14 protein-coding genes and 3 pseudogenes are annotated in these 15,383 nt (G+C 69.8%); 13 read left to right on the forward strand and 4 right to left on the reverse strand.

What is annotated here, in order from left to right:
* Nucleotides 1–95 precede the first annotated feature (95 nt).
* On the reverse strand, nucleotides 96–869 hold the full coding sequence (locus ACIO5D_RS35765) for a GntR family transcriptional regulator (RefSeq protein WP_363611897.1): 774 nt from the start codon (nucleotides 867–869) through the stop codon (nucleotides 96–98).
* 271 nt (nucleotides 870–1,140) lie between these two features.
* Here ACIO5D_RS35765 and ACIO5D_RS35770 point away from each other — a divergent pair, with 271 nt between their 5' ends.
* On the forward strand, nucleotides 1,141–1,947 hold the full coding sequence (locus ACIO5D_RS35770) for an exodeoxyribonuclease III (RefSeq protein WP_400800296.1): 807 nt from the start codon (nucleotides 1,141–1,143) through the stop codon (nucleotides 1,945–1,947).
* 20 nt (nucleotides 1,948–1,967) lie between these two features.
* Here ACIO5D_RS35770 and ACIO5D_RS35775 read toward each other — a convergent pair whose 3' ends face one another.
* Nucleotides 1,968–2,495, reverse strand: coding sequence for a transposase (locus tag ACIO5D_RS35775; protein ID WP_400800371.1), 528 nt, complete (start codon nucleotides 2,493–2,495; stop codon nucleotides 1,968–1,970).
* Nucleotides 2,496–2,681: 186 nt separating this feature from the next.
* Here ACIO5D_RS35775 and ACIO5D_RS35780 point away from each other — a divergent pair, with 186 nt between their 5' ends.
* Nucleotides 2,682–4,760 (forward strand): hypothetical protein, encoded by a 2,079-nt coding sequence (locus tag ACIO5D_RS35780; protein WP_400800299.1) that lies wholly within the window; start codon nucleotides 2,682–2,684, stop codon nucleotides 4,758–4,760.
* A gap of 98 nt (nucleotides 4,761–4,858) precedes the next feature.
* On the opposite strand, the gene ACIO5D_RS35785 is transcribed toward ACIO5D_RS35780, so the two are convergent.
* Nucleotides 4,859–5,128 (reverse strand): hypothetical protein, encoded by a 270-nt coding sequence (locus ACIO5D_RS35785; RefSeq protein ID WP_400656800.1) that lies wholly within the window; start codon nucleotides 5,126–5,128, stop codon nucleotides 4,859–4,861.
* A gap of 67 nt (nucleotides 5,129–5,195) precedes the next feature.
* On the opposite strand from ACIO5D_RS35785, the gene ACIO5D_RS35790 reads away from it, so the two are divergent.
* Complete coding sequence (locus tag ACIO5D_RS35790) at nucleotides 5,196–5,678, forward strand: hypothetical protein (RefSeq protein ID WP_400763549.1); 483 nt, start codon at nucleotides 5,196–5,198, stop codon at nucleotides 5,676–5,678.
* A 25-nt stretch (nucleotides 5,679–5,703) separates the two neighbouring features.
* Nucleotides 5,704–6,498, forward strand: a pseudogene (locus ACIO5D_RS35795) (integrase core domain-containing protein); the annotation flags it as partial.
* Between the two features lie 152 nt (nucleotides 6,499–6,650).
* Here ACIO5D_RS35795 and ACIO5D_RS35800 read toward each other — a convergent pair.
* Nucleotides 6,651–7,253 carry a hypothetical protein gene (locus ACIO5D_RS35800; protein WP_400656804.1) on the reverse strand — a complete coding sequence of 201 codons (603 nt, stop codon included), beginning with the start codon at nucleotides 7,251–7,253 and terminating at the stop codon, nucleotides 6,651–6,653.
* Between the two features lie 462 nt (nucleotides 7,254–7,715).
* On the opposite strand from ACIO5D_RS35800, the pseudogene ACIO5D_RS35805 reads away from it, so the two are divergent.
* The 9 genes and pseudogenes from ACIO5D_RS35805 to ACIO5D_RS35845 form a co-directional block, all read left to right on the forward strand.
* Nucleotides 7,716–7,853, forward strand: a pseudogene (locus ACIO5D_RS35805) (exodeoxyribonuclease III); the annotation flags it as partial.
* A 291-nt stretch (nucleotides 7,854–8,144) separates the two neighbouring features.
* Nucleotides 8,145–8,375, forward strand: coding sequence for a hypothetical protein (locus ACIO5D_RS35810; RefSeq protein WP_400656806.1), 231 nt, complete (start codon nucleotides 8,145–8,147; stop codon nucleotides 8,373–8,375).
* Nucleotides 8,376–8,611: 236 nt separating this feature from the next.
* A complete protein-coding gene (locus ACIO5D_RS35815) occupies nucleotides 8,612–10,120 on the forward strand; it encodes a hypothetical protein (RefSeq protein ID WP_400656808.1) in 1,509 nt (502 codons plus the stop codon).
* A gap of 23 nt (nucleotides 10,121–10,143) precedes the next feature.
* Nucleotides 10,144–10,593 carry a hypothetical protein gene (locus tag ACIO5D_RS35820; protein WP_400656810.1) on the forward strand — a complete coding sequence of 150 codons (450 nt, stop codon included), beginning with the start codon at nucleotides 10,144–10,146 and terminating at the stop codon, nucleotides 10,591–10,593.
* A complete protein-coding gene (locus tag ACIO5D_RS35825; protein WP_400656812.1) occupies nucleotides 10,593–11,684 on the forward strand; it encodes an ATP-binding protein in 1,092 nt (363 codons plus the stop codon). The genes ACIO5D_RS35820 and ACIO5D_RS35825 overlap by 1 nt, the downstream gene beginning before the upstream one ends.
* A 653-nt stretch (nucleotides 11,685–12,337) precedes the next feature.
* The gene (locus ACIO5D_RS35830) at nucleotides 12,338–13,141 is read left to right on the forward strand and encodes a DUF6271 family protein (protein ID WP_400800303.1); all 804 of its coding nucleotides are present in this window, start codon (nucleotides 12,338–12,340) and stop codon (nucleotides 13,139–13,141) included.
* 33 nt (nucleotides 13,142–13,174) lie between these two features.
* Nucleotides 13,175–14,500 carry a DUF6271 family protein gene (locus tag ACIO5D_RS35835; protein WP_363611826.1) on the forward strand — a complete coding sequence of 442 codons (1,326 nt, stop codon included), beginning with the start codon at nucleotides 13,175–13,177 and terminating at the stop codon, nucleotides 14,498–14,500.
* Nucleotides 14,497–14,994 (forward strand): GNAT family N-acetyltransferase, encoded by a 498-nt coding sequence (locus tag ACIO5D_RS35840; RefSeq protein WP_400656816.1) that lies wholly within the window; start codon nucleotides 14,497–14,499, stop codon nucleotides 14,992–14,994. The genes ACIO5D_RS35835 and ACIO5D_RS35840 overlap by 4 nt, the downstream gene beginning before the upstream one ends.
* Nucleotides 14,993–15,121, forward strand: a pseudogene (locus ACIO5D_RS35845) (exodeoxyribonuclease III); the annotation flags it as partial. The gene ACIO5D_RS35840 and the pseudogene ACIO5D_RS35845, both read left to right, overlap by 2 nt.
* Nucleotides 15,122–15,383 lie beyond the last annotated feature (262 nt).

Here is a 15,383-nt window from a genome sequence, read left to right on the forward strand (position 1 = left end):
ATTGTCGTCCCGGCGCCTTCGCCCGCACAAACGGCCCAGGCCCGGGCGCTCGAGGAGCGTCCGGGCCTGGGCCTGAGGGTGTTCGGAAAAGTGGTTCAGGAAGCGGTGCGGACCTCGGCGGTCGCACCGACGGGGGTGACCTCGACGAGGCCGGTCTCGCCGAAGGTCAGCTTGCAGGTGTCTGCGCGGTAGGTGGAGACCGCGAGCGCCACCAGCCGGCCGGCCGAGGCGTACTGGGTGGTCATCACCAGGACCGGCGAGCCCGGCGGGCGCTCCAGCAGGGCGGCCTGCTCGGCCTCGGCGACGCCGAGCTCGACCGAGCGGGACTCGCCGTCCACCTCCAGGCGCTCCAGCTGGCGCAGCACCGAGCGGGCGCGGTCGCTCTCGGCACGGAAACCGGGCAGGTGCGGCAGCACGGCGGCGGGGACGTGCAGCGACTCGGTGGCCATGTTCTGGCCCTGGACGATGCGCACCCGGCGGACGGTGTGCACGGTGGCGCCCTCGGCGATACCCAGGCTCCTGGCGAGCTGGGCGGAGGCGGGGGCGGTGGTGCAGTCCACGCTGCGCCAGGCCTGGCTGCGGGCGGTGCCGGGCCAGCCCTCCTCGTGCCGGTTGACCGGGACGCCGACCCGGGGGGCGGCGATCAGGGTGCCGATGCCGCGGCGGCGGACCAGCCGGCCCTCCAGCTCCAGCTGGTCGAGCGCCTGGCGCAGGGTGGCCCGGGCCACGCCGAAGCGGGCGGAGAGCTCACGCTCGTTGGGAAGGACCTGGCCGGTGGAGAACTCCGTGCCGATGGCGCGGAGCAGCACCGTGCGCAGGTGCCAGTACTTCGGTTCCGGAACTGCCGTGAGCTGTCCTGTCGTCCCCACCGTGTCCTCCACCCTGATTCTTTCGCCCTGCCGCAGGAGGGCGGACCCGACCCGCTGTCCGCTGTTGCGGCAGGTGGGAGAGCGGGCTTTATCCGTCCTTCTTTATTAAAGGTCCTTGCAGTAAGCGACCCTAGGGGCTGCGTCCGGAGATGGTCAAGACCAATGGCCGGGTTGGTGCCGTTGTCGCGCAGATTCATGCCGCGTTCACGACAGCTCCACATCCGACGCGTCGGTCGTCGGACGGGGCCGTGGCGCTCGATAGGCTGCTCGGGTGATCGTGGTGACGAGTGTGAATGTGAACGGAATCCGGGCGGCGGCCAAGAAGGGCTTCACCGAGTGGCTGTCGGCCACCGAGGCGGACGTGGTCTGCCTGCAGGAAGTGCGCTCCGAGCCCGGGCAGCTGCCCGCCGAACTGCGCGACCTGGACGGCTGGCACGCGCTGTGGGCGCCGGCCGCCACCAAGGGCCGGGCCGGAGTGGCGGTGCTGTCACGGCGGGAGCCGGAGCGTACGGCGATCGGCTTCGAGTCGGCGGAATTCGACAATTCGGGCAGGTATGCCGAAATCGACCTGCCGGGGCTGACCGTCGCCAGCCTCTACCTCCCCTCCGGCGAGGTCGGCACCGAACGCCAGGAGGAGAAGGAACGCTTCATGGCGGAGTTCCTGGTCCACCTCGGCAAGCTGCGCACCCGGGCGGCCGCAGCCGGCCGCGAGGTCGTGGTCTGCGGCGACTGGAACATCGCCCACCGCCCCGAGGACCTGAAGAACTGGAAGGCCAACCAGAAGTCGGCCGGCTTCCTCCCCGAGGAACGCGCCTGGCTCAGCCGGGTCTACGACGAGGCCGGCTACGTCGACGTGGTCCGCGCCCTCCACCCCGACCGCACCGGCCCGTACTCCTGGTGGTCCTACCGCGGCCGTGCCTTCGACAACGACTCCGGCTGGAGAATTGACCTAGTTGTCTCTACTAGAAACCTCGCTGAGAAATGCGTCGAGGCCTACGTCGAACGAGCAGCCTCCCATGCCGAACGCTGGTCCGACCACGCGCCCGTCACAGCGGTATTCAAGCTGAACAACTACTGAACTTGAATGGGTGATGTCGGTCAGCCGTCCATGATCAGGCCGGTGCCGGCGAGGCACCCGTCGACCAGGTCCGGGCGGTACTGGATCTGCTTGAGGCGGTGTTTCACGGCCCTGGTGATCTGGCCGAGGTCGGCGGCGGCGAGGTTGCCGATGTCGCGCTTGACCAGCGGCCAGATGCCCTCCTGCGGGTTCAGGTCCGGTGCGTAGGTGGGCAGCTGGAACACGGTGAGCCACTCGGCGTTCGCCTCGATGAAGTCCCGCAGCGGCTTGGTCAGGTGGAGGCGGGCGTTGTCCCGCACGAGGACGATCGGGCCGCCAAGCTGGGTGCGGGCGCGGATGATCAGGTCGCGGAAGTCGCGCCAGCCGAAGCCCTTCGGCTGGCCCTTGCGGCCCCGGTACTCGCGGATCGCGTAGATCAGCCGGGACCGCTCGCCCGGCTTGTAGCAGGTCATGCCCGCCATCGAGACCCGGCCCGAGCCCCGGCCGCGAACCCGCACCACGGGCGTCTGCCCGATCCGGCCCCATGTCCTGGCGCGCGGCGGCGTCATCGACTGCCCGGCTTCGTCCTCGAAGACCAGCCAGGCTCCGAGCTCCGCCGCAATGCTCTTACCCGCGGCCAGGTCTCCTTCTTCCACACCTCGACCGCCGCATCGTCACGCTCGATCGCCCGACGGGCGGGCTAGGACGCGCCCGGCGCCCCGGCCGCACTGGCCACCGATCAGCAGGTCACGGCGGTGTCCCAGCAGGGCCACCTGCTGGCCGAGAGCGTCGAACCGGCCTGGGTCAACCGGGTTGCCGCGCACGGCGAACCGCTCGACGCGGCCGCGCAGCAGATCAGGGCGAGCGTGCGCGCGGTGCACAGCGGCGCCCGGTCCGACGGGACCGTGACCACCGACCCCGCCGCACCGACCCTGCTGACCGGCGACGCCGCCGGCACGACGGCGAGCACCGAGGGGCAGGCCGCACCGGAGGACAGGACGGTCGGCGGCGCTCCCGGGAGCGTCGCCGCGCTCACCTCGGAGGACGGCTCCACCTGGGGTGACGTCACCGGCGGCCTGGTGAGCACGGATCCGGCCACCGAGGCCAAGTGGGCCACCCCCAAGTGTGCCGTGAAGCGGAACGACCCGAACGCCCAGGCCATGCAGCCGACCCCGGCCATGGTCCAGTGGGCGGTCGACCGGGCCGTCACCAACAGCCTGAACGTCCAGCGGCCGGCGAACTACCTGGGCGCCGGCCAGCCGGCGTACACACCCCAGGGGATGTTCCCCGAGCCCGGCCTGGGCCCGCAGAAGGAGAAGGGCCTGGTCCCCGCGCAGGTGCTGCTCGGCCTGATCGCGCAGGAGAGCAACCTGTCCCAGGCGACCTTTCACGCGGTGGCCGGCGACGCGGGGAACCCAGCGACCGGCGTTTACTACGGCAACGACAACCTGCTTCGGAGCAGCGCCGACGCCGCCGCGGGCCGGACCGTCCCGGTCGCCATCAACTACAGCAAAGCGGACTGCGGCTACGGCATCGGCCAGATCACCACCGGCATGACCGCCACCGACACGACGACCTGGAGCGCGGCGCAGAAGTCCGCGATCGTGACGGACTACGCCGCCAACATCGCGGCGGCCCTGCAGATGCTCGAGGGCAAGTGGGAGCAGGTGCGCACGGCCGGCCTGCTGCCCAACGGCGGTGACCCGCGGTACATCGAGAACTGGTACCTGGCGCTCTGGGCCTACAACACCGGCTTCTACGTCCAGGGCGGCGACCCGGCCGGCTGGGGGCTGGGCTACCTCAACAACCCGTCCAACCCGATCTACCCGGCCAACCGCCAGCCGTTCCTGCGGGCCTCCTACGCGGACGCCGCGAAGCCCTCGCAGTGGCCGTACCAGGAGCGGGTGCTCGGCTGGGCGGAGCGCCCGCAGAACGACTACAAGGGCGCGATGGCCTACCTCCAACCCACCTACTCATACCTACACTCGCTCAACCTGTCCACCAACTACGGACTGTTCTGCGGCTCCGGGAACAACTGCACCCCCGGCACCGGGTGCCCGGCACTGAACAGCACCTGCTGGTGGCACGGACCCGCGGTCTCCTGGATCGGCGCCCCAATGGACGTGAACGCGAGCATCCAGCGGCTCGCCCACACGACGTCGGACCCGGAACCCGCGATGGTCGCACGCTACCCCAGTCCGGACTGCACGCTGCCGCCGAGCTGGGACGCGGCCCAGACCAGGGTGGTGTACACCCAGCTCAGCCCGGCGAAGAACGCCTACGGCTGCAACAGGCGGATCCAGGACGACGAGAGCAAGTTCACCCTGCGCACAGGCGACAACTACTCCCACGCCGCCTACCTGGCCCAGATCGACCTCCACCAGTTCGGCGCCGGCTACGGCGGCCGGATGTACTTCACCCACACCTACGACAACGGGACCGTCACGCAGCCGCAGTACGCGAACTACGGCTGGTACAAGTCGCCGCCCCAGATCCCGAAGAACATCTCGCACAAGGTCGTGGCGACCTGGACTCCCGAGCTGACGCTGCCCGCCTACAAGATCTTCATCCACCTCCCCACCCACGGGGCCCAGGCGACCAACGTGCCGTACTACATCTACTCGGGCTGCGGCACGATGGGACAGGGCCTCATCCCGAGCACCTACTACCTGGACCAGTCGCAGACCAAGACGGCGGGGCAGGGCTGGTACCAACTCGGCACCGGAAACATGCTGTTGTGCTCCGGCGCTCGAGTCCAGATGAGCAACCTGGTCGACACGGGCGGCTTCAGCGGGCCGGACATCGCGATCGACGCGGTCGCCTTCACCCCCTGACCCGACACGTCCCGACCGGACACGAGGGCTCCGCCCTCGCCGACCGGCAACCCCGCCGCCGGATCGATGCCCTTCCCGGCCAGCATCCGAAAGGCTGATCACGTGACGTACCGAAGGCGCCGGTCCCCGGTGGCGCTGTCAACCCTGCTCCTGGTGGTGGCGCTCCCGATCGCCGGGTGCTCCTCCGGCCCGAAGCCGCCGAACGCGGCGACCGGGGAATCCCGACAGGCGTCAGGCACAGTGTCGTCACCGGCGCACGGCGCCTCCGGTCCGGCCTCGTCGGCGGCCAGTCCGGCGGCCGGCTCGGCGGCCGATCCGGGAGCCGCGCCGACCGCACCGGCCGGCGAGCGGCCGACCGCCGTTCCCACCCCGTCCGTGCCCCTGCCGGGGACCGGGGCCCAGCCGACGGCTGTCCAGCCGCCGGAAGCGGTGCCGATGGCTGAGCAGACGCCGTACTGGCGGGGTTCGGCCCTCCCGGGCCCCAAGGCCGACACCGTGGCCGAACGGCTGAAGCAGCGGTGGGGGCTGGAGTTCCACGTCCAGCAGATCCGAGCCGTCAGCGCCGGGCTGCCCGGCCACGTCCGGTACGAGGCGCTGAAGGAGTTCCCCGAGGCGTACAGCCTGATCGTCATGATCCAGGCCGACGGGGACGGCCGGCCCAGGAACATCGTCCTCGCCGCGAACGGGGCACCGTCCGCGGCGATGGCGGCCACCCTGGTGCAGGGCTTCGACCTCATCCTGGACGGCCACGCCGGTGACGAGCGGAAGTCCTGGGTCCAGAGCCAGTTCGCGGCGTACGGGCAGTCCGCCCAGGTCTCGCCCATGGTCCCGCGCCGGACGGACGGGGAGGTGACCACCTCCCTGAGTGTGGCGTCCGACCACACGACCCTCCAGCTCAGCGGCTCACTCGCCCCGTAGCGGATCCGGGCCCGGATGCCATGGGCCCGGCACGCGAGGGCGGCCGCGTACCGTACGCTCCATCCGCGCCCTGCTCCTGCGCCTGGCCGCAGAGAATCCGGGGTGGGGGTACCGCCGCCTTCACGGCGAGCTTCTCGTCCTCGGCGTGAAGGTGGCCGCGTCCACAGTGTGGGAGATCCTCCAGAAGGCCCGGATCCCGCCGTCACCCGAGCGGACCTCCACCACGTGCGCGGACTTTCTGCGCTCCCAGGCCGACGCGCTCCTCGCATGCGACTTCTTCGAGACAGTCACCCTGTCCGGGGCCCGGTTGTACGTGTTCGCGGTGATCGAACACGCCAGCCGCCGTATCCGGGTCCTGGGCGTGACCGCGCATCCGACCGCAGCCTGGGTGGCCCAGACGGCGAGGAATCTCGCCATGGATCTTGAGGACGCCGGCTGCCGGGCCCGCTTTCTGATCCGGGACCGGGACGGGAAGCTCCCGCAGCTGTTCGACGAGGTACTCGAGGACGCGGGCATCGAGGTGGTACTCGGCGGCGTCCGGATGCCGAGAATGAACTCCATCATGGAGCGCCGGGTACAAACCTGCAGGCGAGAACTACTGGACCGGACACTGATCTGGGACCAGCGCCATCTCCCGCACTCCCTGCGCGAGTTCGAGACGTTCTACAACGGGCACCGGCCACACCAGGGCATCGCCAACGCCCGCCCACCCCACCCACTCCCCCAACCGATCACCGATCCAGGGCAAATCGCCCGCCTCGACATACGCCGACGCGACCGACTCGGCGGCCTCCTCCATGAGTACCAACATGCTGCCTGATCAGAGCGGATGACGTTTTCGGCAAGGGCAGCGTTCTGGCCGGTCCGTGCGGCGGCGGCCCTTCGCGCTCCAGGCCGGCGGCCCTTGCCGGCCGCCGATGGCCGTCACCCCCGCTGGGTGACGGCCACCGAACAGGGCTCACACCGTGGTCACTAGCACGACCACGGCGTGGTGACGTGGCCCGTCACGGTGTCCACCGCCACCGTCCTGCCCTCGCTGGGAATGCAGAAGTAGTAGGTGGGATGCGGGTTCTGCACGACCGGCTCATTGAGGTACAGGGGCTTGAACGCGCCGGTGTGCCCGGCCTTGACGGCCAGATCGTGGGCCTGGACCTCCGTCATGGTGAACGGGGAGATGGCCTGGATCCCGATCGGGACGCTCCACGGCTGCGTGCTCTGGTACTGACCGGTGGTCGAGTACTTGTACTGGAAGGACGGCTCCGAGCCCTTGGCCCGGAAGCGGATCCACCAGGCCTGGACGTCATTGGGGTTGGTCGTGGGTGTCAGCAGGACGGCGTCCGCGTCGTAGAACTGCGAGCCGGGGTGCTCCTGCTGCGCCTTCACCTTGGCCTCCCGCACGATCTGTGTGAGCGGGAGGTGGGGTGCCGCGCTGGCGGTGGACGGGGCGATCGGCAGCAGCGACAGGGCCGTGGCGGTCGCGGCGAGCCCGATCCGTGCCCGAAGGCGGCGGCGTGATGTCCGGCACCCGTTCAGTGCGGGTGTCGCGGGCGTGCGGGCGGTGCGCGTGGTGTTCATGTCCTTCATCTCCTTCGACCCGGACCCTGCGTGGTCACGGTGGAAGTCGACTGCCGGGTTCGGCGTGAGCGGTGGCCGACGGGCGAGAGGTCCTCGGCCGGGCTCCGCGGGGGATGCAGCCTCCCGGGGTCCAACGTTAGGAAGGTCTCCGGGCGCCGTCTCCTGGCCGTCATCCTCGCTGAGCCGAACGGGCGAACCTCTCACACGGAGCGATGTCCGTCCGGGGTTTCGCCGCGCGGTCCCGGCCGGTGGGCCCGATCCTGTGCCGCTCCTTGACCATCGCCGACTGTTATGCGGTGGTGACAATCCGCGCACAACCGATACGCGAACCAACCACCGCCCGAACCGGCGCCGAAACCGTCATGATGCCCATGGGCCTCCCCCTACCTCCAAGGCCAGCAGGCACCCTCGAACAAGCTGCACTCGAACGGGTGGACCTTTTTCGAAAAGGTGTCGTTCCGCTGGCCCATCGACCTCCAGGTCGCCACCCCCGGCCTCGCCGCCAAGGCGGTCGAGGCCTACGTCGAGCGCGCCGACACGCACGCCGAACGCTGGTCCGACCACGCCCCCGTCACCGTGGCCTACGACCTCAAGTCCTGACCACAATCAGGAAGCCGGGCTGCCCGTCCTTGATCAGCAGCCCGGCCGGGACCGACGCGCGCAGCGGCAATCCGGCGGCCCGTCAGCATCCGTTGCAGTCGGCGACCACAGTCGGCGACCACAGCCGGGGCCGCAGGCCTCTGGCCGCCCAGATCGCCGCAGGCTGATCGAGGCCGCCTACTCACCACCCGCGAAGCGTGCTCTGAAAGCGGCGTGCCGTCTTGAACATGTCTTCCCCGGTCGACCTCGTCGATGGTGAGCCGCGGGGTGTATGAAGTCAGTCGTACCCCCGTGACGAGTTGCCTGCGGGAGTGGCTGGCGGCGAAGAAGAAGGTGCTCGCGCCGAACGCCTGTGCCAGGTACGAGGACTGTGTCGAGCGGGACCTGATCCCGGCCTTCGGCCGCTGCCGACTCCTGGACCTGCGCCCGAGGCAGATCGACGACTGGGTCACCGTCCAGCAGAAAACCAGCCGGGGCGCGTCACCGTCTACCGGGTCGTGGCCACCCCGCGCAACGCGCTGAACGCCGCGGTCCGCTCCTGGCAGATGCGCCACAACCCGGCCAAGCACTCGGTCCCGCCCAAGCCGCGCGCCCAGGCCAGTGAGCCGAGTACGCGACCACAACACCGTGCTGGCCGGCGCCTTCTATCGGGCCTCGTTCGCCGCAGCCCCAGCAGGGAGTCGGTTGCGCCGATACAGCGATGGGCAACCGGCGCAACTCACCAACTTCCCTTGCATGGTTGGCTATTGTCTTGGGGCATGACGCGACAGTTGCCACCCGGCTCCCACAGCGCATCCGACGAGCTGTGGGCGGCGGTTCCGCCCGTCGGCCGCGACACGAGCCAGGATGCCGTGATCGTGGTTCCCGGGATCATGGGCAGCACGCTGCAGGACACGGTGACAGGTGCTCGGATTTGGGGCTTGGGCGTCAAGTCAATGGCGGATACCTGGCTAGGACCCGATGGGATGCTCCCCCTGCACCTCACGCCCGACGAACAGGACGGCCGGTTCGGCCGGGTGCGGGCTACTGGGCTGCTGGAGCGGGTTGGTTGGGCACCGTTTCTGCAGGGTTTCGAGCCGTATACCGATCTGGTGCGCGGTGTGGGTGAGGTCGTCGCACATCCCAAGGCGGTACTGGCGTTCGCCTACGACTGGAGACTGCCGGTCGGCGTCAACGCGGCGCTCCTCGCCGAGGCCGCCCGCCGCCACCTCAGCGCATGGCGTGCGCATCCGGCCCACGACCGGATCCGGCGGCTTCGGGCCGACGAACGCCCGGCCCAGCTGGTCTTCGTCGCTCACTCCATGGGCGGCCTGGTGACCCGTGCTGCGTTGACTCACACCCCTGATCTTGAACCGGACACCCGCGCGGTCATCACCCTCGGCACTCCCTTCCACGGCGCGGTCAAAGCTGCCGTGATACTCAACGGTCACCGCGGCAAAGGCGGTCGCGCCGCGCGGGGGCCTGGCGCGCTTCTCCGACGCCGCATGCAGGCACTGGCAACCACGCTGCCCGGTATACATGACCTGCTCCCGGGCTTCCGGTGCGTCGACGACAGCCGGGAGGTACGCCGCCTCACCCCGAGCGATATCGAGGCACTCGGCGGCGACAGGGAGCTCGCCGCCCGGTCACAGGAGTTCCAGCAGTGGATGCGCCTCAACGGACGCTCGCTGCCCGGTCACCGGGCCGTCGTCGGAGTGGCTCAGCCGACCGTGCAGAGCATGAGGTTGAAGGAGGGGGTGGTCCACGCGCAGTACGTTACTTTCCGGACGCACTCCGACGGTCAACTGGTTCGTGACGCCGTTGGTGTGCCGCAACGCGTTGACCTAGCGGGGGACGGGACCGTGTATCGCGACTCCGGTTCCCTCGGCGGCCCCGCGGTCACCCATCTCCCGCTGCAGCACGGTCCGATGTCCAGGGACAGTGACGTCATCCGTCACGTGCGGAATGTGATCACCTCTCCGGACGAGCCTCTCGGTCCGCCCATGGGCGAGAGTCAGATCGGTCTCGATGTGCCGGATGCCGTAGAAGCCGGGGCCGGCTGGAACGTGCGGCTGACGGGTACGGACACGCACGCGGGCGTCACCTGTAGCGTCCACGACGCCGAGACCGACCGGCGGATTGCCACGCCCCGTTTCGGCTGGCAGGACGATACGATCGGCGCTCGGGTGACCCTGCCCGCGCCGGGGCTGTACCGGCTGCGGGTCGAGAGCGGAGGCAATGCCCCGGTCACCCAGCTCGTCCTGGCGGCCGAGCCGGACGACAGCTGACGCGCACCGTGGAACACCGCAGCATGAATGCCGCCATCGGCGGGAACGCCGAAAGACCGCTGCAATTCTTCCCGGTCGCCATCGGCCAGTACCGCGATCACCCCCCGCTCGACACCAAGACCGAGGTCGCCGGCATCGCTGAACTGCTCGCACCGTTCGGCGCCGAGACCCGTGACTGGGAAGTCGAGGAGATCGACCGGGGCTTGGACGCGGTCGACGGGCGGCTGCGGGAGTGGTCCGAGCCGCAGAACGCCGGGGACACCATCCTGTACTGGACCGGGCACGGGGAGAGCGACGGGGACCAAAGGGCACTGCTCGCTCATGCCCTCAGCCCCCGCCCCCTCGCCACGAGCGGCATCACCCCGCAACAGCTGGTGAGCTACCTGACCGCCCGCGAGGCGCATCGTAAGGGAAAGACGGATGGGCGATCGTCATCATCGACGCCTGCAAATCCGCCCGATTCGTCGAGCTGATGAGTGCGGACGTGAACCGGGACCCCGCCGGCGCGCGCAACTTCCTGCTGGTGGCCACGTCCGGGCAAGGTACCGCGAACCTGGGTACGTTCCGCAAGGTCCTGTCCACGGTCCTCACCGTGACCTTCCGTGCCGACGACAGCATCGACCTGTGGCACCTTGCCACAGAGCTCCGCCGGAATCTCGACGGATGTCCGGTGGAGGTGAAAACCGTTCCGGGCCGTGCCATGCTCCACCGCAGAGTGCCCGTGCTCACTCAGACGTCGCTGGACCAGCTGGCCGAGATCGAAACCGTCCTGGACAAGCTTTCCGACGACGAACGACGCCACTTCGTCCCCAAAGCCAGCGGTGCCGAACTCGGCGAACAAACCTGGTACTTCGAGGGTCGGCAAGAAGAACGCCACCAGATTCTTACCTGGCTCGACACTGTGCACAGGGGCCTGCTCGTGATCACCGGAGCAGCGGGCTCGGGCAAGTCCGCACTGCTCGGACACATTCTCGTACACACCCAGCCCGAACTGCGGCGAGTCCTTGAAGCGGCCGGCCAGCTGACCCCGCTCCCGGCCGCCTCGCCCCAGCCGTGCGACCCGTTCCACGCCGTTGTCCACCTCACCGGCGCCACTCCTCGGGACCTGGTGGCACGGATCGCCCGAGCGGCCGGACTTGAGACCCCGCCCGCCAGTGAGGAACTGAACGTTCAGAGCGACTGGTTGATCAACGGCATGCGCGGACGCGGCCAGCCGTTCACGCTGCTGGTGGACGCCCTCGACGAAGCGTACTCACCTCTGGCGACAGCAGACCGGATCCTGCGCCGGCTCGCCGCACTGCCGATGACCCGCGTCATCGTGGGGACCCGCCGGTCACCGCATGAAGGCCCTGACCCGTCGCAGCCCGACGACCGGTATCTCCTGGACGCTCTGGGCGCCGTAGCGGACACGGCCACCGTCGTCCGCGTAGGACGTGACAGCGACGCGATGACCCGATACGTACGTCGACGCCTGACCGCCGCCGCACGCCACGGAGTTCTTCAGGCGGAGCAGCGGCAGATCGACCACGCGGCGCACGCCATCGGCGCGCTCGACCGGGAATAACCCCAAGCGCACCGCCTCCTCATCAGGTATCGGGACAGCTCGCCCGGCCGTGATCGGAACGATCCGATTTCTACGCTGCAGACGTCTGTCGGCAACGGCTCAGAACGGGTTCTGGATCATTTTCCGTGCCGGAGCCACGGAGCGTCACCGGAACCGCGATCATGAACGGTCGTGACTGACGCTCTCCACGGGCGCTGATGGGGTGCTGCGTCCTACCCTGTGCCCGAGTCACCGCAGGTAGGTGCGGATCTTGCGGGAGCTGTAGCCCCCCCTGCACGCGAGCCGATCCGCGCATTGCCCTCGGTCGCCGCGCACCACCGATGCGCGGACCGCATCCTCGGACCCCGCCCGGCGAGCCCTGCCGAAGTCCGTGCGAGGGCAGGGGCGCTTGCCCGATCGGGCAGTGTCGGCGTGCGCCGCCCGATCCCTGAAAGCATCCCGTTGACACCAAAGTTGGTCTAGTCCACCTTGGTGAAGCAAGGTCGTCCACATGAGTCCGGCGGAGCCGCGCGACCCGGCACTGACACCGCTCGGGACTCATCGACTCCCTTGACTCAACTACTTCACCGCGGCCTTGAGTGAGCCATGTGGCATTGCCGTGCCTTGGTCCCCGGACGGGCACATGGATCTGACGATCGATTGGAGACGCCCGCATGCGCAGAACCTGCTTGGCCCTGCCGACCAGCCGGGCCCGTCCCGCCTCGATCGCGGCCATGGGCAAGGAGGCCGTATACGCGGCGGGGAACTTCGGCGTGGAGGTCCGCCTCCTGCCCCTGGACTCCTCGGACGACACCACCTTCACCGACCACGCCAAGACCGTCGGCGAGCTTCTCCCCGCACCGAACGTGTACGAGCGCGTGCCGCCGCCACCGGCCACCGAGACCGTCGGCAGCGACCACTTCCTCCCGTACGTCGTCCTCGATGCCGCCCTGACCGGCGTCGCGCACAATCGACCCATCGTCAACTACTGCACACCGAGGCGCCGTTCAGGTAGCGGCTTCATCGCCCACCAGGTGCGGTTGACGAGGCTCCCGTTCTCGATGCTCTACTTCCACCCCGTCTACGGCGAGACGACGGGCATCGGCGGCGACCGGGCGCGGAACGTCCGCCGACTCGACGCCCTCGACGCGTCTACCGCAAACCGGGCGGCAAGTACGCCGGGTTCGCCGGCCATCCGGCGCCGCCGCGGGAGCGCCTGCCCGACGAGACCCAGGCCGACGCCGAAGAATGCGCCCACCCGATCCGGGCCCGGGGACCTCTGGTGGAGGCGGCCTGCCCCGACCTCGGCGAGGGTGGAAGAGTCTGCGGCCGATCGTGCGGAGGGGGCGCAGTCCACCCCCGCCGGGCCCCGCTGTGGATCTCTGACATCACAAGCGGCCTGGTCCATGGTGGCACGACGGGCCGGCCAGAGCCGCCGTCCAGTGCACCATCCTGCACTCAACTGGCAACTGCTGTAACGAATCTGACGATCAGACGGAGAATCCCACACCATGCAACGAGTCTGCCTCGCCCTGCCCACCATGCGTTCCTGCCCCGGCACCATCGTGGACCTCGCCGAGGAAGCGGCCTACGCCGTCGCGAACTTCGGGGTCGAGGTGCACCTCCTCGTCCTCGACACCACCGACGCCGCCGAATTCGCGAAGAACGCGGACGCCGTGGCCTCACTGGCCCCCACTCCCGGCGTCTTCGTCCACCACCTCGGCGAGGCGCAGCAGCGGGAGTTCCTGCGCCGGGTGGCCGAGCGCTCCGGCGCCGCCGACCCCGAGCTGCTGCTCGACCTGATGCTCCCGCAGGCCGTCGCGTACGGTTCCTGCGTCAACCGGCTCTTCCTGGGCGCGGCCGCCCTGGGCTGCACCTCGGCGCACCTGCGCAACGACGACGCCGACTTCCAGGTCGTCGACGGTCAGAAGATCTTCCCGATCCACCACGAGCTGCTCTCGATCGGCCGGCCGGCCGGCGACGCGGTGGCCGGCGTGTCCCGCTCCGAGCTCGACCCGGCCGACGCGGACAAGCCGGTGATGCTGGTCAGCGGCTCCTTCATCGGCGAACTCAACGTGGACATAGGCGAGATCCACGAGATGGACCCGGCCGTCTACCGCGACTTGGTGCGCCTGTGGACCCCGCCGGTGTGGTCGGAGGAGGAGAGGGACGCGATGGTGGACGTCTCCTTCAAGGGAACCGGCTCCGAGCCGTTCAGCACCGACGAATCCGTCCTCGGCGTGCCCGACATCTGGGACGTCTACATGTGCAATATCGCCCTGGACCACCGGGCCTACGAGGTGCTGCCGCTGCTGCCCTCGATCGAGACCATCGGCTGCGACTACGCCCTGCTGCACGCCATGGTCCACGCCCGGCTGCCCGGCGTCGTCCACAACCGCCACATCGTCAACTACTACACGCCCGAGCGCCGCATCGGCGCCGGCTTCATCTCCTACCAGATGCGGTTCGTCAAGTTCCTGCTCTCGATGCTGTACCTCTACCCGGTCTACGGCGGAATGATCGACCTCGGCCGCGGGCTGCTGGACGAGCGGCACGGGCTGAAGGTCGAGCCGATCCTCGACCTGGTGCGGGGCAGCGTCGACTGGGACCGGGCCGGAAACGAGCACTGCCTGGACGTCCTGGACCGCTCCTACCGCAAGCTGGGCGGCAAGTACGCCGAGCTCGCGGACGTGGTGGCCGGACAGCGGCAGCAGCTCCTGGACGAGGCCCAGGAGGACGCCGAGCGCTGGGCGGTGCTGATCGACGCCTGGGCGGGGATGGCGGCCGCCGCCCGCGCCGAGGGACTCCGCCCCGGCGTGGACGGGGCGGCCGGGTGAACGAGGACATCCTGATACGGCAGCTGACCGACAACGACTGGGACGCCGTGGTCGCGCTGGAACACGACGCCTACGCGGCCGACGGCCTGTCGGAGGGCCGGGAGGCACTGCAGTCCCGCGCCCTCGGCTCGCCGGAGACCTGCTTCGTGCTGGAGCAGCGCGGCACGGTCCGCGGCTACCTGCTGAGCCTGCCGTACCCGCCGCTGCGCTGCCCGGACCTCGCCCAGGCGGAGGACGCGGTGTTCGAGTCGGGCAACCTGCACGTGCACGACCTGGTGATCGCCGAGGACCTGCGCGGCCGGGACGTCGCGCTGGGGTTCATGCGGTACTTCCGGGCGCGGGCGGAGGAGCTGGGCTTCGAGCGGATCTCGATGGTCGCGGTGCGCGGGGCGGACATCCTGCTGCGGCTCATCGGCTACCGCGCGCACCGGGAGGTGGCCGTCCCCGCGTCCTACGGGCGGCGTGCGGTCTACATGTCGATGCCGGTGCACTGACCTGCGGGTCGCCGCCCCCGGCCTCGCCGCCAAGGCGGTCGAGGCCCACGTCGAGCGCGCCAGTACGCACGCTGAACGCTGGTCCGACCACGCCCCCGTCACAGTCGCCTACGACCACAACGTCTGATGTGGTGGGGCGACCGGGCCGCCTTGAGCCAGTCGGCTGCTCCCACTGTTCGTCGAGTTGATCTTGAGGGGCGGACCGGTCGCCGGAGGTAGTCCTGCGACGGCGCCCCCGGAAGGTGCGGGCCTCCCGGAGGCCCCGCCCGGCAAGAGCCGGGCGAGGGCGTCCGGGAGGCGGCACAACGCCGATCGCGGCGTGATCCAGCTCTCCGGCGATGTTTCGGCCTCACGGGTCGGCGGCGCCCGGGCCGACTCCGACGAAGTGG

Source organism: Kitasatospora sp. NPDC087315 (genome assembly GCF_044744345.1).
In the GTDB taxonomy this organism is placed as follows: Bacteria; Actinomycetota; Actinomycetes; order Streptomycetales; family Streptomycetaceae; genus Kitasatospora.